General features: G+C 42.9%; 23 protein-coding genes and 1 other annotated feature. Of the genes, 17 read left to right on the top strand and 6 right to left on the bottom strand.

Going from position 1 to position 21498, the window contains the following annotated elements:
* Positions 1–41: 41 nt before the first annotated feature.
* Complete coding sequence (locus RBATCC27255_RS00720; protein ID WP_101028296.1) at positions 42–395, top strand: DUF4234 domain-containing protein; 354 nt, start codon at positions 42–44, stop codon at positions 393–395.
* A 3-nt stretch (positions 396–398) separates the two neighbouring features.
* Entirely contained in the window at positions 399–797 is a 399-nt protein-coding gene (locus RBATCC27255_RS10615; protein ID WP_101028295.1) for a DUF2752 domain-containing protein, read from the top strand.
* Positions 798–913: 116 nt separating this feature from the next.
* On the opposite strand, the gene RBATCC27255_RS00710 is transcribed toward RBATCC27255_RS10615, so the two are convergent.
* Both RBATCC27255_RS00710 and RBATCC27255_RS00705 read right to left on the bottom strand, forming a co-directional pair.
* Complete coding sequence (locus RBATCC27255_RS00710; protein WP_101028294.1) at positions 914–1729, bottom strand: hypothetical protein; 816 nt, start codon at positions 1727–1729, stop codon at positions 914–916.
* A gap of 323 nt (positions 1730–2052) precedes the next feature.
* Complete coding sequence (locus RBATCC27255_RS00705) at positions 2053–3699, bottom strand: AMP-binding protein (RefSeq protein ID WP_101028293.1); 1647 nt, start codon at positions 3697–3699, stop codon at positions 2053–2055.
* Positions 3700–4158: 459 nt separating this feature from the next.
* Between RBATCC27255_RS00705 and RBATCC27255_RS00700 the strand changes: the two genes are divergently transcribed.
* The 13 genes from RBATCC27255_RS00700 to fliB all read left to right on the top strand — a co-directional run bounded on the left by RBATCC27255_RS00700 (position 4159) and on the right by fliB (position 15780).
* On the top strand, positions 4159–5226 hold the full coding sequence (locus RBATCC27255_RS00700) for a D-alanine--D-alanine ligase family protein (protein ID WP_101028292.1): 1068 nt from the start codon (positions 4159–4161) through the stop codon (positions 5224–5226).
* Between the two features lie 12 nt (positions 5227–5238).
* On the top strand, positions 5239–6591 hold the full coding sequence (locus RBATCC27255_RS00695) for a UDP-N-acetylmuramoyl-tripeptide--D-alanyl-D-alanine ligase (protein ID WP_101028291.1): 1353 nt from the start codon (positions 5239–5241) through the stop codon (positions 6589–6591).
* A 58-nt stretch (positions 6592–6649) separates the two neighbouring features.
* Positions 6650–6899 (top strand) — a binding site (T-box leader).
* A 60-nt stretch (positions 6900–6959) separates the two neighbouring features.
* The gene (gene trpE / locus RBATCC27255_RS00690) at positions 6960–8420 is read left to right on the top strand and encodes an anthranilate synthase component I (protein ID WP_101028290.1); all 1461 of its coding nucleotides are present in this window, start codon (positions 6960–6962) and stop codon (positions 8418–8420) included.
* On the top strand, positions 8417–8989 hold the full coding sequence (locus RBATCC27255_RS00685; RefSeq protein ID WP_101028289.1) for an anthranilate synthase component II: 573 nt from the start codon (positions 8417–8419) through the stop codon (positions 8987–8989). Before trpE ends, RBATCC27255_RS00685 begins: the two co-directional genes overlap by 4 nt.
* A gap of 21 nt (positions 8990–9010) precedes the next feature.
* Positions 9011–10021 (top strand): anthranilate phosphoribosyltransferase, encoded by a 1011-nt coding sequence (trpD, locus tag RBATCC27255_RS00680; RefSeq protein ID WP_101028288.1) that lies wholly within the window; start codon positions 9011–9013, stop codon positions 10019–10021.
* A 10-nt stretch (positions 10022–10031) separates the two neighbouring features.
* Positions 10032–10814, top strand: a complete 783-nt coding sequence (gene trpC, locus RBATCC27255_RS00675; protein WP_101028287.1) for an indole-3-glycerol phosphate synthase TrpC — start codon at positions 10032–10034, stop codon at positions 10812–10814.
* A gap of 116 nt (positions 10815–10930) precedes the next feature.
* Positions 10931–12115 (top strand): tryptophan synthase subunit beta, encoded by a 1185-nt coding sequence (trpB, locus tag RBATCC27255_RS00670; RefSeq protein WP_101028286.1) that lies wholly within the window; start codon positions 10931–10933, stop codon positions 12113–12115.
* Positions 12108–12878 carry a tryptophan synthase subunit alpha gene (trpA, locus tag RBATCC27255_RS00665; protein WP_101028285.1) on the top strand — a complete coding sequence of 257 codons (771 nt, stop codon included), beginning with the start codon at positions 12108–12110 and terminating at the stop codon, positions 12876–12878. Before trpB ends, trpA begins: the two co-directional genes overlap by 8 nt.
* Positions 12875–13600 (top strand): NAD-dependent protein deacylase, encoded by a 726-nt coding sequence (locus tag RBATCC27255_RS00660; RefSeq protein WP_021883850.1) that lies wholly within the window; start codon positions 12875–12877, stop codon positions 13598–13600. Before trpA ends, RBATCC27255_RS00660 begins: the two co-directional genes overlap by 4 nt.
* A gap of 206 nt (positions 13601–13806) precedes the next feature.
* Positions 13807–14067 carry a 30S ribosomal protein S20 gene (rpsT, locus tag RBATCC27255_RS00655; RefSeq protein ID WP_101028284.1) on the top strand — a complete coding sequence of 87 codons (261 nt, stop codon included), beginning with the start codon at positions 13807–13809 and terminating at the stop codon, positions 14065–14067.
* Positions 14068–14219: 152 nt separating this feature from the next.
* Positions 14220–14375, top strand: a complete 156-nt coding sequence (locus tag RBATCC27255_RS10360; RefSeq protein ID WP_015523052.1) for a hypothetical protein — start codon at positions 14220–14222, stop codon at positions 14373–14375.
* A 92-nt stretch (positions 14376–14467) separates the two neighbouring features.
* On the top strand, positions 14468–14746 hold the full coding sequence (locus tag RBATCC27255_RS00650) for a hypothetical protein (protein WP_101028283.1): 279 nt from the start codon (positions 14468–14470) through the stop codon (positions 14744–14746).
* On the top strand, positions 14737–15780 hold the full coding sequence (gene fliB / locus RBATCC27255_RS00645) for a flagellin lysine-N-methylase (protein ID WP_169923192.1): 1044 nt from the start codon (positions 14737–14739) through the stop codon (positions 15778–15780). Before RBATCC27255_RS00650 ends, fliB begins: the two co-directional genes overlap by 10 nt.
* Before the next feature lie 41 nt (positions 15781–15821).
* Here fliB and RBATCC27255_RS00640 read toward each other — a convergent pair whose 3' ends face one another.
* Both RBATCC27255_RS00640 and RBATCC27255_RS00635 read right to left on the bottom strand, forming a co-directional pair.
* Complete coding sequence (locus RBATCC27255_RS00640) at positions 15822–17393, bottom strand: sensor histidine kinase (RefSeq protein WP_147639939.1); 1572 nt, start codon at positions 17391–17393, stop codon at positions 15822–15824.
* A complete protein-coding gene (locus RBATCC27255_RS00635; RefSeq protein WP_015523055.1) occupies positions 17380–18063 on the bottom strand; it encodes a response regulator transcription factor in 684 nt (227 codons plus the stop codon). The genes RBATCC27255_RS00640 and RBATCC27255_RS00635 overlap by 14 nt, the downstream gene beginning before the upstream one ends.
* A 371-nt stretch (positions 18064–18434) precedes the next feature.
* On the opposite strand from RBATCC27255_RS00635, the gene RBATCC27255_RS00630 reads away from it, so the two are divergent.
* Both RBATCC27255_RS00630 and RBATCC27255_RS00625 read left to right on the top strand, forming a co-directional pair.
* Positions 18435–19280 (top strand): fumarate hydratase, encoded by an 846-nt coding sequence (locus RBATCC27255_RS00630; protein ID WP_423242033.1) that lies wholly within the window; start codon positions 18435–18437, stop codon positions 19278–19280.
* 12 nt (positions 19281–19292) lie between these two features.
* Positions 19293–19844: a Fe-S-containing hydro-lyase gene (locus tag RBATCC27255_RS00625; protein ID WP_101028279.1), complete on the top strand. Its 552-nt coding sequence runs from the start codon at positions 19293–19295 to the stop codon at positions 19842–19844.
* Positions 19845–19913: 69 nt separating this feature from the next.
* Here RBATCC27255_RS00625 and RBATCC27255_RS00620 read toward each other — a convergent pair whose 3' ends face one another.
* Together RBATCC27255_RS00620 and RBATCC27255_RS00615 are read right to left on the bottom strand one after the other, a co-directional pair.
* Positions 19914–20375, bottom strand: a complete 462-nt coding sequence (locus RBATCC27255_RS00620) for a GtrA family protein (protein ID WP_101028278.1) — start codon at positions 20373–20375, stop codon at positions 19914–19916.
* Positions 20376–21350, bottom strand: coding sequence for a glycosyltransferase family 2 protein (locus RBATCC27255_RS00615; protein WP_101028277.1), 975 nt, complete (start codon positions 21348–21350; stop codon positions 20376–20378).
* Positions 21351–21498 lie beyond the last annotated feature (148 nt).

The raw sequence follows: 21498 nt of genomic DNA, 5'->3' as shown, positions 1-21498 counted from the left end.
TTGCTAAAATCCCTTGAAAGAGGTAAACGGAGGTAATTATTATGAAACAGAGAAGTGTAGGTATTGCAATCCTTCTTTCAATCATCACTTGCGGTATTTACGGAATTTACTGGCTCATTATGCTCAATGACGAAACAAACTATGTTTCAGGTCATCAGCAGGACGGCACATCAGGCGGAGTCGTATTTCTGCTTACACTTGTAACTTGCGGTATTTACGGTTATTACTGGTGCTACAAGCAGGGCGAAAAGCTCAATGAAGCAAAGATGCAGAGAGGTATTATGGTTGATTCAAGTGCTTCGGTACTTTATCTTATACTTTCAATCGTTGGTCTTAGCATTGTTTCTTATGCTCTTATGCAGAGTGAGCTTAACAAGATGCTTCCTCCACAGTAATCAATGAAAAAAAGATTATTAAAATTTTCAACGGCTGCGATTATTTTGGTCGCAGCCGGTGTTTTATATTATTTAATTGTTTCGTTTACAGGCTTTGCAATTCCTTGTGTTTTTCGCAAAATAACGGGATTTTATTGTCCCGGCTGCGGTGTAACCGGTATGCTTACACATATTCTGCGGCTTGATTTTAAAGGTGCTTTTGAGTGCAATCAGGTTTTGTTTGTAATCTCACCGTTCATTCTGTATCTGCTCGGAAAAATGCTTTACGGCTACATAAGATACGGCAGGCTTACTCTGAAAAAATTTGACACGGTTCTCACATTTGTACTGATAGGAATACTGCTCGTTTTCGGAGTTGTGAGAAATCTCCCTCCCTTTGATTTTTTAAGACCGTACGGATAAGATGTTAATAACTTTCTGAAAATAAGAAATCCCCGAACATTTTTTGTGTTCGGGGATTGTTGTTATGATGTTAAGAAAATACGAAAAATTTTCAACATTGAATCAACGGTGATTCATCACTTTAAATCACTGAAAGAAATTCTAGAGTAGGTATCATTGTTAAGCGTAAGTGTGTCGCCTTGAACAGAATAAGTGTATTTATCTGTTGTTTTTTTGTCGGAGGTTGTGTATGTTGAAACAATTTTACCGTCTTTTGCCGTGTAGTTTGAAAACGCAAACATATAGTCAAAAAGGTTCTGATACATAATTCCGCTCTTGTCAAAGCAGAGATATTCGCCGCTGTCTGACATCCAGCAGCCGACAAGGTTTTCGTCAATTGATGCGTCTTTGTCGGGGGTGGGAATAAAGTCGGGATCGTCTGTTTTCTTGAGCGTTGAAACCGCCTTTGTATCCGTATTTGTCAGCTCGGCAGTTTTTTTGTCATCTGAAAGCTTGTAGGTGTAAGTTCCGTTAAGACCGAAAACAAGCTTTGTGGTGAATGTCGGATTGTTGTCATCATCGGTATCGTAGCTGTATTTGCCGAAATATCCCGAAGTTCCGCTTATAAGAACAGACTTGCCTTCTCCGTTGAACATATAGTAAAAATCCTTATACTGCGAACCCTCGCCTGCCGTAATCTGCCATATGCCAACAAGGTCGTCATCGGCATTTTCTTTGCATACATGAAGTGACCTTAGATCAAATGATTCATTTGAAGCGTTAGCTTTTGTCGGTTGTTTCGTTGTCTGTTCGGCTGTTGTCTGTACACTTGCAGTATCGGCAGTTGCGGAAGAACCTGCCGCGTCTGAACACGCTGTTGTAAATACGGCAATCGTGAGAGCCAAAAGACCCGATGAAATAATCTTTTTGAAATTCTGTTTTGTTATGTTCATTTTATACCTCTGTCATCACATAATAAGCCTGTTGTATAGAGCAAAATCAAATATGCATCAAAACAAGCGATACAATACTATTGTATAATTTACAGACAATATTGTCAATACAGAAAAATATACTAAAATCTGTCTGCAAAATTATACACCGGAATAAATTGACATATTAAAAGTGATGTTAGCAAATAGACAGTAAAACGGTTTTGGTTGTTTCAGATATAGGAGAATTTTATTAAAAAAACAGGAAGGCACATAACCGTCATCGCTTTCGGTTGTGTGCCTTCTTATTTTTTGTTAGGCTGTTTTTTCGCAGCCTATTATTCTTATACCTTGTGATTTTCTCTTAAATCCGTTCTCTTGATTTTTCCGCTGATTGTTTTTGGAAATTCATCGACAATTTCAAGGTGCTGAATCCACTTGTAGCTTGCCATACGCTTGTTGCAGAAGGTTTTGATTTCGTTTTCAAGCTCCTTGTTATGCGTCGTTCCGTCTGCCATCTTGACAATCGCCTTAATTGCCTGACCTCTGTCCTTATCAGGAACTCCGATAACAGCACATTCAAGCACATTCGGGTACTGCATAATAACATTTTCAACTTCAAACGGACCTACTCTGAAGCCTCTTGTTTTGATAAGGTCATCGGCTCTGCCGACATACCAGAAATATCCGTTCTCATCCTTATATGCCGTGTCGCCCGTGTGATAAACACCGTGCCGCCACACCTTTTCGTACAATTCTTCATTGTTATAGTATGTGATGAAAATTCCGTGCTGTTTTCTGTCCTTTGGAGGAAATACAACAACCTCGCCGACCTTTCCTTGCTTAACCTCGTTGCACTCATCGTCAACAATGCGGACATCATACAGCGGAGTAGGCTTGCCCATTGAGCCTGCAACAGCCTTATCGCCCTTGAGGTTTGCAAGCATAAGAACCGATTCTGTCTGACCGAAGCCCTCACAAAGTTCAATTCCTGTTTGCTCAAGCACCTTTTCAAAAACTTCGTTGTTGAGTGCCTCGCCTGCTGTCGTAAGGTGAGAAAGTGCAGAAAGGTCGTACTTGTCCATACCTCTTTTGATGAAGTATCTGTAAACTGTCGGCGGTGCGCAGAAGGTTGTAACCTTGTATTTTTCCATTATACGCAACAGCTTGCCCGGAGAGAATTTGTCAAAGTCATAGACCATAACGGCAGAACCGCAGAGCCATTGACCGTAGATTTTGCCCCATGACGCTTTTGCCCAGCCTGTTTCGGCAACGGTAAGATGAAGTCCGCCGTCTTTTACACATTGCCAGTATTTTGCCGTGATGATGTGTCCGAGTGTGTAGATATGATTGTGTTCAACAGCCTTAGGATAGCCTGTTGTGCCTGAGGTAAAGTAAATTACCATAGGCTCTTCTGCTTTTGTTTCAACTCTTTCAAGGGTATCGGGAGCGTTTTCAACCTCTTCGGTAAAATCAACCGCACCGAAAATCTGTCTTCTCGGAACAAAAACGGTTTCAAGCGTGTTCGGCTGAGATGCAACCGCAAGAATATCTTCGGCGGTAGTTTCATCGGGAGTGCAGACAGCTGCCTTTATCCCTGCCGTGTTTACGCGATATGAAATGTCGCTTTGAGTCAGAAGATTTGTTGCGGGAATAATAACCGCACCCAGCTTGTGGAGTGCAGGAGCAACATACCAGTATTCGTAGTTTCGTTTCAGAATAACAAGAACCTTGTCGCCCTTTTTAATGCCGTGACTTCTGAACACATTTGCGGCTTTATTGCTCAGTCTGCTGATGTCGGAGTATGTGAAAATCTTTTCCTCTTTTTCAGGATTTGTCCACACAACTGCCGTGTCATTCGGCACAAGTTCTGCCATTTTGTCAACAACATCATAGCCAAAATTATAGTTTTCGGGAAACACAAGTTCAAAGCTTGTCAGTTTTCCGTTTTCGTCGGTAGTTTCTTTACAGAAATTTTTGTATAACTGCATTTTTTACATCCTTATTTAAGTCGTTTTTTGGTTTGCCTTTTCAATTAATATTGTATAACACAAACCCTTTTCTATACAATACCGCCCATTATGAAAAAACACGGACTAAAATTTATAATTATTCATCCACGGAATGTAGCTATCCAAATTTGCATAACACTATCCGCATATCGGTATATTGTGAATAACAGGAGCAAATTATTAACATTTTCAACACATTTATTCACATATTGTTTCAAGGAGTTGAAAGCCGTAAATCTGAATATTATACAGTTTTTAAACGGCAAAACAGTGTGATGATACCCTGTTCTACAAATTTGCTTTTTTGCTTGCAATCGGATAAATAAAATATTATAATATAGGTTACAGTCTTGTTTCAAAAAGGTAACAGACTGACAGAGTTAAAGAGAATAAAGAAATAAAAATATAAAACAAAACATTTCAGAGGGAGAAATATATATGAGAATAGTTGTTCTTGCAGGCGGACTGAGCACAGAGCGTGAAGTTTCAATTTCATCAGGCACACTTGTTGCCGAGGCTCTCAGAAGCAAGGGACACGAGGTTGTTTTGCTTGATGTATTTATGGGCTATGAGGAAAACATCTGTGACATTGACGCACTTTTCAAGCAGAACTACAGCTTTACCGATGGAAATTCAATCGGTGACGATGTTGAAAATACAATCACAAATATCAAAGAGGCAAAGGAAAAACGCCTTGACAAAACATCACGCTATATCGGCAGAAATGTAATTGAAATCTGCGCCGAGGCAGACATCACCTTCCTTGCACTTCACGGCGGTGAGGGTGAAAACGGTCAGTTACAGGCAACGCTTGATTTGTTCGGAATCAAGTACACAGGTTCGGGATATCTCGGTTCTGCGCTTGCAATGAACAAAGGTCTTACAAAGAGCGTGTTTATGCAGAAGAATATCAACACTCCGTCAGGTGAACTTTACAAGAACGAAAAGGACGCTCTTGCATGGAATATGTTCCCGTGCATCGTTAAGCCCTGCTCGGGCGGTTCAAGCGTGGGCGTTTCAAAGGTGGAGAATGCAGATCAGTATAAAAAGGCTGTTAAAGAGGCTCTCAAATATGAGGACGAAATTGTTGTTGAGCAGTTCGTAACAGGCAGAGAATTTTCCGTCGGTCTTATCGGCGGCAAGGCACTTCCGCCGATTGAGATTGCTCCTAAGTCGGGAATGTACGATTATGCAGCAAAATATCAGGCAGGCGCAACAGTTGAAACCTGTCCGGCAGACATAGACGAAGAAACCGACAAAAAGCTCCGTGATGCCGCAACAGAGGCATACGAGGCACTTCACCTTGAAAGCTATGCACGAATCGACTTCCTTCTTGACAAGGGCGGTTTTACATACTGCCTTGAGGCAAACACTCTCCCCGGCATGACTCCCACAAGTCTTCTTCCTCAGGAGGCGGCTGTTGAGGGTATAAGCTATCCCGATTTGTGCGAAAAGATTATTGAAATTTCACTTGCAAAATATCCAGAAGAAAAATCTGATTTTTAATAAGAGGTTAGTATGAAAGACTTTACTCTTGCCGAAATCGCAAAGGCTTGCAACGGCGAATATGTCGGCGACGAATCGCTTAAAAACACAAAAATAACCTCTGTTGAGCGTGACAGCCGACAGGTAAAGAACGGAAGTCTGTTTCTTGCCATAAAGGGCGAGCGTGTTGACGGTCATGATTTTATCGAAAAATGCTTTGTACAGAGTGCTGTGTGTGCCTTGTGCGAGAAAGCTCCCGAAAATGCGACAAAGCCTTGCATTGTCGTTCCCTCAACACTTGATGCCGTTAAGAAAATCGGCAGGGCATACAGAGAAAAATTCGATATTCCCGTTATCGGAATTTCGGGCAGTGTCGGAAAAACCTCTACAAAAGAAATGCTCTATGCCGTTCTTTCACAGAAGTTCAAGACCCACAAAACACAAGGCAATCTCAATAACGAGCTCGGTGTTCCGCTAACGCTTCTTTCAATGCCCGAGGATACCGAGGCGGCTGTTATAGAAATGGGTATTTCCGATTTTGGTGAAATGACAAGACTTTCCGAAATGGTTCAGCCCACAATCTGCGTGCTTACAATCATCGGCGAATGTCATCTTGAAAATCTCGGCGACCGTGACGGTGTTCTCAAGGCTAAAACAGAAATGTTCAAAAATGCCCGTGAAAATGCAGATTTCATTCTCAACGGCGATGACGATAAGCTTTCAACCGTTAAGACCGTAAACGGCAAAAAGCCTGTTTTCTTCGGACTTGACGCAAAGAACGATTTTTACGCAAAGAATATAAAAAACAGCGGTGACGGCAAGATTCTTGCAACACTCTGTTTTGACAATAATAATATTGATGTTGAAATTCCTGCAATCGGCACATATATGGTGACAAACGCTCTTGCGGCTGCTGCCGCAGGCAAGCTTCTCGGACTTACCGATGAAGAAATTGCAAACGGTGTCGCCTCGTACAAAACAGTAGGCAGTCGTGCCAATGTTATCAATACAGGCAAAATCAAAATCATTGACGATTGCTACAACGCAAATCCGACATCTGTCAGAGCATCTCTTGACACACTCTCAAACCTTGACGGCAGAAAGGTTGCAATCCTCGGCGATATGAAGGAGCTCGGAATTGAGGAGTTGAAACTCCACTTTGACACGGGTGTTTATGCAAAATCAAAGGATATCGGTACGGTTATAACCGTAGGCGAGCTTGCAAAGGAGCTTGCAAAAGGTGCAGACGGCAAAGCGTTTGACACAATCGAAGATGCAAAACCCGAAATTCTTAAAACAATCAAAAGCGGAGATGTTGTGCTTGTTAAGGCATCACATTCAATGCAGTTTGAAAACATTGTTGAGTTTCTCAAACAGAATTTTTGATTTACCGCAAAAAAATGTTGACAAATCAAAAATACAGTCATATAATTGTCTTATAAAGAAAAAACCTGTGAGCAAGAATAGTAGGTTTTTCCAAAGCTTTCAGAGAGTCAGCGGTTGGTGTAAGCTGACAGCAGAGGATTTGCCGAATGGACTTGTGAGGGCGGGCCGAAAGCCTTTTGGCAAGTAGTTTCCGACGGAGCTCAACCGTTAAAGTGAGAGGCATATGTTAGTATGCTGTTAAAGCGGGCGTTTATCGTCAATTTGGGTGGTACCGCAGAAGTTGATTTTTCAAGACTTTTGTCCCTTGTGGGGACAAAGGTCTTTTTTGTTTATGTTTAAAACTTTTACCAAAGAAAGGTTGGTGTACGATGATTAAACCGTCTTACGATGAGGTGCTGAACCTCAAGGACAATTACAGCGTTATTCCGATTTACAAGGAAATCTACGCTGACGCATTCACCCCGATTAACCTGCTCAGAAAAATTGCAGGAAAATCCGACAAATTCTTTCTTCTTGAAAGTATCGAGGGCGGTGAAAAGTGGGCAAGGTATTCATTCATCGGATTCAACCCCAAGGCAAGGCTTTCGTACAAAAACGGAACTCTCACGGTTACGGGCGAGGGTGCAAGAGTTGTTAAAACAGCAAAGCCGTATGATGCTCTCCGTGAGTATCTTGCCGATTACAAAACTCCGCATTTCAAAGACATTCCGCCGTTCACAGGCGGTCTTGTCGGCTATTTCGGTTACGCAATGATTTCTGTTGCAGAGCCTGTTTTAAAGCTCAAAAGAGGAGATACAAACGATTTTGATATGATGCTTTTCGACAAGATTATTGCCTACGATCATCTTAAAGAAAAAATCATTATCATTGTTAATATGAAAACAAACGACACCAAGGCGCAGTATGAACTTGCCAAAAAGGATATTGCAGAGATAATTTCGACAATCACATCTCCCGAACCCCTTCCAAAGCTTGAGAGTGACGGAAATGTTGAATTTACAAGCACATATTCAAAAGAAGAATTCTGCAAAATGGTTGAGAAAACCAAGGAGTACATCTTTGACGGCGACATCTTCCAATGTGTTGTTTCAAGAAGATTTGAGGCGGATTACAAAAATTCCCTCATCAATGCATACAGAGTGCTGAGAAGTACAAACCCGTCACCTTATATGGTTTATATGTCAATTGACGGTGACGAGATTATAAGCACCTCTCCCGAAACGCTGGTAAAGCTTCAGAACGGAGTGCTTAACACATTCCCGATTGCAGGTTCTCGTCCGAGAGGTAAGACAGATACAGAGGACAATGCCCTTGCAGACGAGCTTATTCACGATGAGAAGGAGCTTGCAGAGCATAATATGCTCGTTGACCTCGGACGAAACGACATCGGAAAAATCTCCGAATTTAATTCGGTTAAGGTTACAAAATATCAGGAGGTTCTCCGCTATTCAAAGATAATGCACATTTGCAGTGAGGTTGAGGGCAAGCTCAAGGACGGACTTGACGCCTTTGACGCAATCGAATCCCTCCTCCCTGCCGGCACACTTTCGGGTGCTCCGAAAATCAGAGCCTGTGAAATCATTGAAGAGCTTGAAAGAACTCCCCGAGGTGTCTACGGCGGAGCACTCGGATATGTTGATTTCAACGGCAACCTCGACACCTGTATCGCTATCAGAATGGCGGTCAAGAAAAACGACAAGGTTTATGTTCAGGCAGGCGCAGGCATTGTAGCCGACAGCGTTCCCGAAAGCGAATACGAGGAAACCTACAACAAGGCTCTTGCTGTTATGAATGCAGTTAAAAATGCAGGGGAGGTAAACGCTTTATGATACTTTTTATTGATAACTACGACAGCTTTACCTACAATCTTGTACAGTTCTGCGGCAGCGTAAATCCTGATATCAAGGTTGTAAGAAACGATGAAATAACAGTTGACGAAATCAAAAAGCTTGCTCCCTCCCACATCATCCTTTCGCCCGGCCCCGGTTATCCGAAAGATGCCGGAATATGTGAGGAGGTTATAAAGGAGCTTGCAGGACAGTTTCCGATTCTCGGTATCTGCCTCGGTCATCAGGCAATATGCGAGGTTTACGGTGCAACAATCGCCCACGCAATAAAGCTTATGCACGGCAAAAAGAGCGATATCATTGTTGACACGGACAAGAAAATTTTTAACGGACTTCCAAAGGTTGTTGAGGGTGCAAGGTATCATTCTCTGATTGCGAAAAGAGATACGGTTCCCGACACGCTCAAGGTAATCGCAGAAGACCGTGACGGCGAGGTTATGGGAGTAAAGCACAAGAATTTTGAGCTTTACGGATTGCAGTTCCACCCCGAATCAATTCTCACCTCACACGGTATGGAAATGATAAAGAATTTTATTACACTTTGCAAATAACACGGAAAGGATTGAAGTTTTATGATTAAAGAGGCAATAAAAAAGTTGGTTGCAGGCAATGACCTCACTTTTGATGAGGCGGCTCAGGTTATGGACGAAATGTTCTCAGGCACAGCAACGCAGTCGCAGATGGCGGCATATCTCACAGCCTTGAGAATCAAGGGTGAAACAATTGACGAAATTACCGCAAGCGCACAGGTTATGAGAGAAAAAGCACTCCACATCAAGCCTAACCGTGATGTACTCGATATCGTCGGCACAGGCGGCGACGGTACAGGCACATTCAATATTTCAACAACAGCGGCATTTATAATTGCCGCCGCAGGAATCCCCGTTGCAAAGCACGGCAACCGTTCAATGTCAAGCAAAAGCGGTTCGGCAGACTGTCTTGAACAGCTCGGAATCAACATCAACATCACTCCCGAAAAGAGCGAAGAGGTTCTTAACAAAGCAGGCATCTGCTTTATGTTTGCACAGGGCTACCACTCATCAATGAAGTATGTAGGTCCTGTCCGTAAGGAAATCGGAATCAGGAACATTTTCAATGTTCTCGGACCTCTCACAAACCCTGCAGGCGCAGACCTTCAGGTAACAGGTGTGTATTCTGAGGCTCTTGTTGAGCCGATTGCACAGGTTTTTTCAAACCTCGGTGTTAAGAAAGGCTATGTTTTCTACGGTATGGACGGAATGGACGAGGTTACTCTCACAACAACAACAAAGGTGTGTGAGATTGACAACGGCAAGTTCAACACATTTATTCTCAATCCCGAAGATTACGGTCTTAAACTTTGTGCACCTGAGGATCTTGCAGGCGGTGACGGCAAAGAAAATGCTGAAATCACAAAAGAAATTCTCAGCGGTGAAATTAAGGACGCAAAGCGTGATATCGTTGTTCTCAATGCCGCACTCGGACTTTGCACAGGCGGCAAGGCAGATTCAATTCAGGACGGCATAAAGCTTGCAAACGAAATTATCGACAGCGGCAAGGCTTATGCAAAGATTGAAGAATTTGCAAAGGCTTCCAACGAATAAAGGTGACACAATGATACTTGAAACAATTGCAGACGCAAACAGAGTAAGATATGAAGAAATCGAAAAGCAAGTTCCGCTTGAAGTGATAAAGCAAAAAGCACTTTCAATGGAAACAGACAATGAATTTCAGTTTGAAAAGGCGCTTGCGGGCAAGGACATTTCATTTATATGCGAGGTCAAAAAAGCGTCCCCGTCAAAGGGAATTATCGCAGAGGATTTTCCCTATGTTCAGATTGCCAAGGATTATGAAAATGCAGGCGCAAGTGCAATTTCCGTTCTGACAGAACCGAAGTGGTTCAAGGGCGAAAATGCTTTTCTTGAAGAGATTTCAAAGAATGTAAAAATTCCGCTTTTGAGAAAAGATTTCACAGTTTGTGAATATCAGATTTATGAGGCAAAGACAATCGGTGCGTCAGCCGTACTGCTTATCTGCTCACTTCTTGACACGGACACAATCAGAAGATGGATTAAGCTTTGCGACTCTCTCGGACTTTCGGCACTTGTTGAGGCTCACACAGCCGATGAGGTGTATTCCGCAATTGCCGCAGGAGCAAGAGTTATCGGTGTAAACAACCGAAATCTTCGTGACTTCACGGTGGATATAAATAACTGTACAAAGCTCCGTGAGCTTGTTCCCGACAACATTATTTTTGTTGCCGAAAGCGGAATCAAAACACGGGATGACATCAAGGTGCTTGAAAACGCAGGAGTAAACGCAGTTCTCATAGGTGAAACCCTTATGAGAACTCCCGACAAAAAAGCCGCACTTGACGAATTGTCGGGCAGAAAATAAAAAATTGATTTATAAGCCGTGTGCAAAGCACACCAATGAAAATGTAGGGGCGGTCATCGGCCGCCCGCCGTGTGTGAAACACACGAACGATATAAAAGTAATTAAGGGGAATCAAGATGACAAAAGGAAAATTCGGTATTCACGGCGGACAGTTCGTTCCCGAAACGCTGATGAATGCTATCAATGAATTTGAAGAGGCATACAACAAATACAAGGACGATCCCGAGTTTGTTGCAGAACTCGACACACTTATGCGTGAATACGCAGGCAGACCGTCACTTCTCTATTATGCCGAAAAAATGACAAAAGACCTCGGCGGTGCAAAGATTTATCTTAAGCGTGAAGACTTGAACCACACAGGTTCACACAAGATCAACAACTGCCTCGGTCAGTGCCTCCTTGCAAAGAGAATGGGCAAAACAAGAGTTATTGCCGAAACAGGCGCAGGTCAGCACGGTGTTGCAACGGCAACCGTAGCCGCACTTTTAGGACTTGAATGTGAAATCTTTATGGGCAAAGAGGACACAATCCGTCAGGCTCTCAATGTTTACAGAATGAAACTTCTCGGTGCAAAGGTCAATGCCGTTGAAACAGGCACAATGACTCTTAAAGATGCCGTAAACGAGGCAATGCGTGAATGGACAAACAGGGTTTCCGACACACACTATGTTCTTGGCTCGGTAATGGGACCGCACCCGTTCCCGACTGTTGTCCGTGATTTTCAGAGCGTAATCGGCAAGGAAATCAAGTCACAGATGCTTGAAAAGGAAGGCAGACTTCCCGATGTTGTTATGGCTTGCGTAGGCGGCGGAAGCAACGCAATGGGCGCTTTCTATGAGTTTATCAAGGATGAAAATGTAAAGCTTATCGGCTGTGAGGCAGCAGGCCTCGGCATAGATACTCCAAAGACTGCCGCTACAATCGCAACAGGCACACTCGGCATCTTCCACGGCATGAAGTCGTACTTCTGTCAGAACGAATACGGTCAGATTGCTCCCGTATATTCAATTTCGGCAGGTCTTGACTACCCCGGTATCGGTCCCGAACACGCAAATCTTGCCGACACGGGCAGAGCAAGCTATGTTCCCGTTACAGACGAAGAGGCTGTAAACGCATTTGAATATCTTTCGAGAACAGAGGGTATCATCCCTGCAATTGAAAGCGCACACGCAGTTGCACATTGTATAAAAATTGCCCCGACAATGGACAAAGACAAGATTATCGTAGTCAACCTTTCGGGCAGAGGCGACAAGGATGTTGCGGCTATCGCAAGATACAGAGGGGAGGATCTCCATGACTGATATTAAATCTGCATTCCAAAACGGCAAGGCGTTCATCCCGTTTGTAACAGCGGGTGATCCCGATCTTGAAACAACAGAAAAGCTTCTTATTGAAATGAGCAAAAACGGTGCCGATATCATCGAAATCGGTATCCCGTTTTCAGACCCGATTGCCGAGGGTGTTGTAATTCAGGAGGCTGACCTCCGTTCTCTTTCGGCAGGCACAACAACAGATAAAATCTTTGATATGGTAAAGCGTATCCGTCCGCAGATTGACGCCGTTCTTGCCGTTATGACCTATATGAATCCTATTTTCGTATATGGTACGGAAAGGTTTATGGCAAAGTGTCAGGAGTGCGGAATCTCCGCAGTTATCGTTCCCGACACACCGTATGAAGAAAAGCACGAGCTTACCGATTACAGCGGAAAATACGGCATTGATGTAATTTCTCTCATCGCTCCTACATCTCACGAGAGAATCAAGATGATTGCAAAAGAGGCAGAGGGCTTTGTTTACTGCGTTTCATCAATGGGCGTTACAGGCGTAAGAAGTGAAATCACAACCGATGTAGGCAAAATGGTAAGACTTGTTAAGTCTGTAAAGGATATTCCGTGTGCAATCGGTTTCGGCATTTCAACTCCGGAGCAGGCAAAGAAAATGAGCGAAAGTGCAGACGGTGTTATCGTTGGTTCTGCAATCGTGAAAATTATTGCAAAGTACGGCAAAGACAGCGTTAAGCCTGTTTGCGACTATGTTAAAAGTATGAAGGAAGCGATTTCGTGAGTACACTCGAAGAACTTCAAAGCGTAATTGACAAAAGCAAAAGAATAGTATTTTTCGGCGGTGCGGGAGTTTCGACAGAAAGCGGAATTCCCGACTTCCGAAGTGTTGACGGTCTGTACAACCAAAAGTACGATTATCCGCCCGAGCAGATTCTCAGCCACACATTTTTTGTTCACAAAACAAGCGAGTTCTTCCGCTTTTACCGTGACAAAATGCTCTGCCTTGACAAAAAGCCGAACAAGGCGCACTATAAGCTTGCAGAGCTTGAAAAGGCGGGAAAGCTTTCGGCTGTTGTCACCCAGAACATTGACGGACTTCATCAGGCGGCAGGCAGTAAGCGTGTTTATGAGCTGCACGGAAGTGTTCTTCGCAACTACTGCACAAAGTGCGGCAGGTTCTATGACGCAGAATTTATCAAGAACTCTGCCGATATTCCCAAATGCACATGCGGCGGCATTATAAAACCCGATGTTGTGCTTTATGAAGAGGGACTTGACGACAGCACTGTAACGGGTGCGGTCAACGCAATTTCAAAGGCTGACACGCTGATTATTGCCGGCACAAGCCTCACGGTCTATCCGGCGGCCGGGTTTATCCGTTATTTCGGCGGCGATAATCTTGTGCTTATCAACCGTGATCCCACCCCAATGGACAAGAACGCAAATCTTGTGTTCCGTGAAAAAGTGGGAGAATTGCTTGACAAAATTACCGTAAACATATAAAATTTATGCGACAGGAAAATTTCTGTTATTTTTCTGTTACAGCATATAGATAAATGAAAAAATCAATACACAAGATGTTGTTGCGGAACAGAGAAAACCGATAAAATCCGCATAAAATCCAACTTTTTTTGTAAAAAGACTTGATTTTTGCACATTCTTGTGCTATCATAATTCCTATATGACCGATACTTTAAGGAGGTGGGACAATGCCAAACATCAAATCTGCTAAAAAGCGTGTTAAAGTTATTGCTACAAAGACTGCTCGTAACAAGGCTACAAAATCTGCTCTCAGAACAGCTGTAAAGAAGGCTTATTACGCAGTTGACACTAACGCTGACAACAAAACAGAGGCAGTTCGTCTTGCTATTAAGAAAATTGACCAGGCAACAGCTAAGGGTATTCTTCACAAGAACACTGCTGCAAGAAGCAAATCATCACTTGCTAAAAGACTTAACGCATCAGCATAAGTGCAATAAATCTTACAGGCTTAAAAGCAGAGAATATTCTCTGCTTTTTTATTTTGTTCTGTTGACATTTTTGTAAAAACTGTTAGAATATAAATAAAGATACGGCAGATACTACTGCCATACAAGCATACAAAATTTGGAGGCGACAGAATATGAAAAATCATAAGTGCAGATGGGCTTTAATTATCGGTATCATTTCTGCAGTTGCAGCTCTTTCTGCTGCTCTCACAGCGTTCTTTATCGTTAAGGATAAGCAGAAAAAAGATGACGAGGAGCTTATGGAATACCTCGACAGCTCGATTGAGTAATTATTGAGTAAATCTTAAAAGCCGAATGCGGACCGTTCATTTTTTGGGCGGTCCGTTTTTATGAAACTTCATTTTATTTTCGTGGTGATTTTATGATACGGGAAGAACTTGACCGACTTCTCTGTGATGTCAAAAGCAACGCAGAACTCAAAGAAAAACTTCTGAAAACCGAACAGAGCGAAAATCCGATTGATAACTTCTGTTCCCTCTGTCGGTCGCTCGGGTACAAAATCAGTGCAGGCGAACTTTTTGCACTCGGACTTGACGAAAGCGACACCAAGCTTCGCAGTGTGAACGGCGGCGGAGTGAACGCAATTGACGGCTGGGACGATGCCTACGAACAATTTATTCTTACATTGAAATGGACATGACTATGAAACACTACTTCCCGAAATACTGCGAAAAATTCAGATGCATTGCGAACCTCTGTCCCGACAGCTGTTGCAGGGACTGGGATGTTGTTGTCGATGATACAAGCTTTGATTTTTATAATACAGTCAAAGGCGAGTTTGGCGACAGGCTCAGGTCGCTTATGACAATTGACGAGGACGGCGACAGAATTTTCATCAGGCAAGGTGAAAAATGCCCGTTCTGGAACAGCGATATGCTGTGCGACATTTACATCAACCTCGGCGAAAATCACCTTTGTCACACCTGTAAGGAATTTCCGAGAATCACTCAGGACTACACCGTTTTTTGTGAACATACGCTTTCGTTTGCCTGTCCCGAGGCGGCAAGGCTTATGCTTGAGTCGGATTTTGACACAGGCTTTGCAACCGATATTCCGCAGGACTTACAGACCGATTACAGCACAACCGAGATGAATTTTCTGCTCTCTGCAAGAAAACGCACTTTTGAAATTCTCTCAGACTGCAAAATGTCCTTGTCCGAAAGATTGTGCAGACTTCTTGCCTTTAACGAGCGTGTGCAGAATATGCTTGACGATGAAATTTTTGATATCACGGCTATGCCGACAGATGAATATAAAAAGCAAAGCTGCGGAGATGCGTCATTCATTTTTGATTTGCACAAAAGCCTTGATATCATGAGTAAGGATTGGCTATGTGAGCTTGAAGCAACCGCCGATTTTGCAAAAAATAATACGCTGTCAAGCCGTTTTGACAGACCGCTTACCGCCTATCTTGACTACTATGTCCGCAGATATTACCTTTCTGCAATCGACAGTTTTAATGTCATATCCACAATCAAGCGAATGGTCTGTGCATACATAGTAACCGCTTATGAACTCGAAAGGCTTGAAAATCCTACTCAAGCCGAAGTTGTGAAAATTCTGCAGGGATATTCAAAAGAGGTTGAACATTCCTATGAAAACGGCGAACTCCTCGAAGATGAATTTATCTTCAATCCACTTTTTTCAACCGACAATTTAATAGGTATTTTATAAATAAATCCCGAACACATTTTACCGTGTTCGGGATTTGTTGTTTATTCTTTATTTTCGTCCGAATTCTTTTTGTTTCGTTTTTTCACGGAAACAATGTCAAGTTCAAACCAGAATGTACTGCCTTTGCCGAGTGTACTGCGAACGCCGTATCTTGCATTGTGGCTGTCAAGAATACCCTTGACTATTGACAAGCCGAGTCCCGTGCCGATAACGCCACGCTTATGCTCCTTGTCAACCTTGTAGTAACGATCCCAGATGTATTCAAGCTTTTCGGGAGGAATGCCGTCACCGTGATCCGTTACCTCAATGAGAACCTTTTTGCCGTTTACCTTTTGCGTTACAATAACAGTTTTGTCTTCGCCGACATAATTGACAGCATTGTTCACAAGATTATAGATTACCTGTGAAATTTTCAGTTCATCGGCAAAAATGTAAACATCTTCGTCACTCTCGAACAGAATGTTGTATCCGTCCTGTTCCTTGAGCTTTGCGTACCTTGTGAAAATATTCTTGATGCTGTCGGTAAGACAGAATTCAGATTTTTCAGGCTGAATTGCACCCGACTGAATTTTTGAGAGGTCAAGCAAATCGTTGACAAGTGTTGAAAGCCTTGTTGCCTCGTCAATAATAATCTGAATATTTTCGGGAGTGTTCTCACCCGGCAGGTCACGCATAACCTCGCCGTAGCCCGTAATCATTGTCAGCGGTGTTCTCAAATCGTGCGAGATGTTGGCAATAAGCTCTTTTTGCAATTTTTCGGTTGCGGCAAGCTCCGTTTTTGCATAGTTCAGCGTTTCGTTGAGTTCCTCAACCTCAAGATATCCTCTTGCGTTAAAGTCAACATCATAGTTTTTCTTTGCAAGCTCCTTTGCCGCCGTGTTTGTTTTTGAAATCGGCTTTGCGATTCTGTGGCTTGCGTAAAGCGAAATTATAACGGCAAGAAGCACAAACACAACCGAAACGATTGCAAGCTGGTCACGGACGATTTCAACCGTGTTAGTCAGCGGCGTGATTGACGATGTTACAATCAAAAAGCATTCGCTGCCGTCCTGCAGATTGATAATGTCGGTGTAAACCATATTTTGAACATTTTTGTCGGGAACGGAAACATACCGAACTATGTCCCTTTTGGCTGTGTCGGATGAAGAATATTCATCAAAAAACTGTCGCTCAAACTTGCCTTTAATGCTGTCCTCTTTGTAGTTACTTGTGATGAACAAATAATGTCCGTCATTTTCCTCTGCAAGCTTATAGTATGAATAGACATCGTGATACTGAAATTTCAGGTTTGAAACGGGGTTGTCGTATTCGCAACAATACTTCAATGTGAAAAGAGAAGTTGAATCGTAAACATATACCGAAAGTGAATTGTAGCTTGCAACATTTTCAATCGTTCCGAGAGCGTTTTTGTTTTCTTCAATCGACTTTGAAATAACCTGTGCGTTCTTTTCAACCTGTGAAGATTTTGTAGCTGTGTAAAACGATTCAAGAAAAAAGGTCTGGAACACCCATAACACGATCACAATTGCAAATCCGAACAGAAGGAAATAGCATAATAGCTTAAAATTCAACGGCAGATAATGGCGGTCAAATCGTTTGTTAGATTGTTTCAAAACGGTAACCCACCCCTCGAAGCGTTACAATGCATCTGCTGTATTCGCCAAGGCTCTTTCTGAGAAGCTTAATGTGTGTGTCAAGCGTTCTTTCGTCACCGAAGAAGTCGTAGCCCCAGACCTCGCTTATAAGCTTTTCACGGGTGAGTGCAAGTCCTTTGTTCTTTACCATATAGAAAAAGAGTTCGTATTCCTTTGGCGTCATCTCAATTCTTTTGCCGTCAATTGTAACAATTCTGGCTGAGAAATCAACCGAAAGACCTTCGTATGTAAATACATCCTTCTTCACATTCTCTTCGTTCTGAGCGCCTTGTGAACGCTTGATTACGGCATTAACACGCATCATAAGCTCCTTTGGCGAGAACGGCTTAACAACATAGTCGTCACTGCCAAGCTCAAAGCCGTGAATTTTATCGTACTCCTCGCCTCTTGCCGAAAGCATAATGATAGGTGTTTTCTTGAATTTTCTGATTTCCCTGCAAGCGGAAAAGCCGTCAAGCTCAGGCATCATAACATCCATTATAATAAGGTCAAAGTCCTCCTTGCGGCAAATTTCAATTGCCTGCATACCGTCAACGGCTTCTTCAACCTCAAAACCCTCAAATTCGGCATATTTTCTGATAATCTGTCTGATTCTTGCCTCATCGTCAACAACAAGTATCCTGCTCATTTTTGTACGCCCCTTTTATTAAAATTATAAGCGTCGGTTAAGACGCAGTGTATTCCGACTGTTACTCTATCATCCGAATGTGATAAAATTATGTTAATTTTCAATTTTGTTGGTGAAGTATCGCGCGGCGAGCCGCCGTACCCCATTTGTGTAGATAGTTTGCAGTATTAAAAACATATTATGCCCGAGCGTAATATCGTAATTCTTCGTACCACATTGTTGGGGCGAACCTCGTTCGCCGCTGCACTTCAAATCACAACTGTTATAACAATCCGTTAAAATGATTATATCACATTTTATTGCTTATTGAAATACAGATAAAAAAGATTTATAATATAATCAAAATCACTTTGAGGAGTTCGGATATGGAAATAAGAAAAATCAAGGCGCAGACGGTATGCGATACGGTTAAAAAGCTGTTTACCGACTGCAACTATTTTATCGGAAAAGACATTATGTGCGCCCTTGAAACCGCAAGGGATAACGAAAGCTCGCCTGTAGGCAAAAGTGTACTTTCACAGATTATCGAAAACGATAAAATTGCGGCTAGTGAAGAAGTTCCCCTTTGTCAGGATACGGGTATGGCTGTCCTCTTTGTTGAATACGGCGATAGGGTTGTTATTGAGGACGGCAGTTTTGATGAGGCTGTCAACGAGGGCGTTCGCAGAGCCTATATTGACGGCTACCTTCGCAAGAGTGTAGTAAATGATCCTGTTTTCGACAGAATCAATACAAAGGATAACACTCCTGCAATTATCCACACAAAAATTGTCAGCGGAAATCAGATTAAAATTACCGCCGGCGGCAAGGGCTTCGGCAGTGAAAATATGTCGCAGATAAAAATGCTCACCCCGTCAAAGGGCATTGAGGGCGTTAAGCAGTTTATTCTTGATACTGTTTTTCAGGCAGGTCCAAATCCCTGTCCGCCTATGGTTGTCGGTGTCGGAATCGGCGGTACTTTTGAAAGAGCCGCCCAGCTTGCAAAAAAAGCAACCTTCCGTCCGATTGATTCCAAAAATGAAGATGAACGCTATGCACAGCTTGAGGATGAGCTCCTCACCGAAATCAATAAAATGGGCTTCGGCCCTGCAGGACTCGGCGGCAATACAACTGCAATCGGTGTGAATATCGAAACTTCACCCACACACATTGCAGGAATGCCTGTTGCGGTCAACATCTGTTGCCATGCCGCAAGACACGCAAGTGCAACGATCTGAGGAGGAAAAGCTGTGGAAAAGAAAATTACACTTCCGATTACGGATGAAGATATCAAAAATCTCAAAGCAGGCGACAGCGTTCTGCTCTCGGGTTCAATCATCACAGGCAGAGATGCCGCACACAAAAGACTTTATGAATTGATTCAGAAGGGCGAAAAACTTCCCGTTGACATCAAAGGCGAGCTTATCTATTATGTAGGTCCTGCCCCTGCAAAGCCAGGTCATGCAGTAGGTCCTGCAGGTCCGACATCAAGCTATCGTATGGATAAGTACGCTCCGTCACTGCTTGACCTCGGACTCAAAGGAATGATAGGCAAAGGCGCAAGGAATAAAGAAGTTGTCGATGCGATTGTTCGCAACAAGGGTGTGTATCTTGTCGCAATCGGCGGTGCGGCGGCACTTATCGCCAAGAGCATCAAGAGCGAGGAGATTCTTTGCTATGAAGATTTAGGCACGGAGGCTGTTCGCAGATATGAGGTCGAAGATTTCCCGTGCATAGTTGCAATCGACAGCAACGGCAACAATGTCTATGAAACAGAACCGCCAAAATACAGAAAATCATAATTCGGCGGCATTAAATTAAAAGAAGGTCGGAGAGCGCAAAAGCTTTTCCGACCTTTTGTTTGTTGTAAATTATTGCTTGCCGCTCTCTCCTTTTTTCTCTCTGAAAGCGAAGAAACGCTGACCGATGTAGTTGAATGCCACAAAAAGGCATGCGCCTACTATCATTGAGAAGTTGCCTGCAAATTTTTCAACGCTCCAGCCGAACATTGTCCAGCTGTTTGCCGTACAGAGCATACTGATGAGCGGAATTGCAATTCCGTAGGCAAGTCCGTAGCATACTGCAATATTGAGTGCAAATTTAACGATTGGCTTCCAGCCCTTGTCCTTGTTTTTGAATGTGAAGTATTTGTTGAGAAAATAGCTTAAAATACTGCCGAGAATGTAGCCGACAAGCGACGAAATCCATTCGTTCCATCCGCAGAGGTTAAAGAACAGAAACTGAAGTCCCATGCCTACAACCGTGTTTAAAATTCCGACAAGTATAAACTTCCAAAATTTAATGTCAAAAAACTGCTTTATAAAATTACCCATTTAACCCTTAATCTCCTTATCGTCTTTTTCTTCGTTATCTTCATCTTCAAAATTAGAGAATTTTGTAATGTAGATAGGTCTGTCCTTGGCTTCCATATAAATTTTTCCTATGTATTCGCCGAGAATGCCGATTGACATTTCGGTGATACCGCCCATAAAGAGGATTGCGCACAGCGTGGTGACATAACCGGGTGTGGTAATTCCGAGAAACAGCGTCTGAATCAGCGTTATTATAATGTATATGAGCGAAATTACGAAAATGATAAATCCCATAACAGCCGTGAATCTGAGCGGTGCAACCGAAAAGCTTGTGATACCCTCAATCGCATATTTGAACAGACTCGAGAATTTCCATGTTGTCTGACCGAGCTGACGGTCAACTGTTTTGTAGGCAATCCATTTTGTGTTGAAGCCAACCCATGAGAAAATGCCCTTTGAAAATCTTTGAACTTCGCTGAGTTCAAGGATTGAGTCAACCATCTGACGGCTCATCATACGGAAGTCCATTGCGCCGTAGGGCATTTTTACATCTGTAAGCCTATTTGAAAGCTTGAAGAACAGCTTTGAAAAAATTCCTCTGAACTTGCTTTCGCCCTCACGGTCGGCACGCTTTGTCGCACAGCAGTCGTAACCCTCATGTTCAACAGCCTGAATCATCTGAGGAAACAACTGCGGAGGATGCTGAAGGTCGGCGTCCATAACAACAACATAATCGGCTGTTGTGTGTTGAAGCCCTGCAAACATTGCCGCCTCTTTTCCAAAATTTCGTGAGAACGAAATATACTTGATATTGTTAAAAGTTTTCGCAAGCTTTTTCATAATGAGATAGGTTCTGTCCTTACTGCCGTCATTTACAAGTATGTATCTGAAAGAATATTCGGGCAGAGAGTCGATAACCTTGTTGGTTTCAAGCACAAAATGCTCAAGTCCTGCCTCTTCATTATAGCAGGGAACGACTAAGTCTATTGTTTTCATTTTTTACATCACCTTTATAAAGTTAAACCCACCGCATAGGGGTGAGAACAGTAGTACTTGTTTTTTATCTGAATGATAATCTGCTTTGTCTGTAATAGCTGCACTTAGATTTAAATCGGAGCAAGCAATGCTTTGCTCGCAAGGAGCA

Origin of the sequence: Ruminococcus bromii, assembly GCF_002834225.1 — a bacterium.
Taxonomy (GTDB): Bacteria; Bacillota; Clostridia; order Oscillospirales; family Acutalibacteraceae; genus Ruminococcoides; species Ruminococcoides bromii.
Note: the sequence above shows the minus strand (reverse complement) of the source record. Positions and strands in the feature narration are given on the sequence as shown.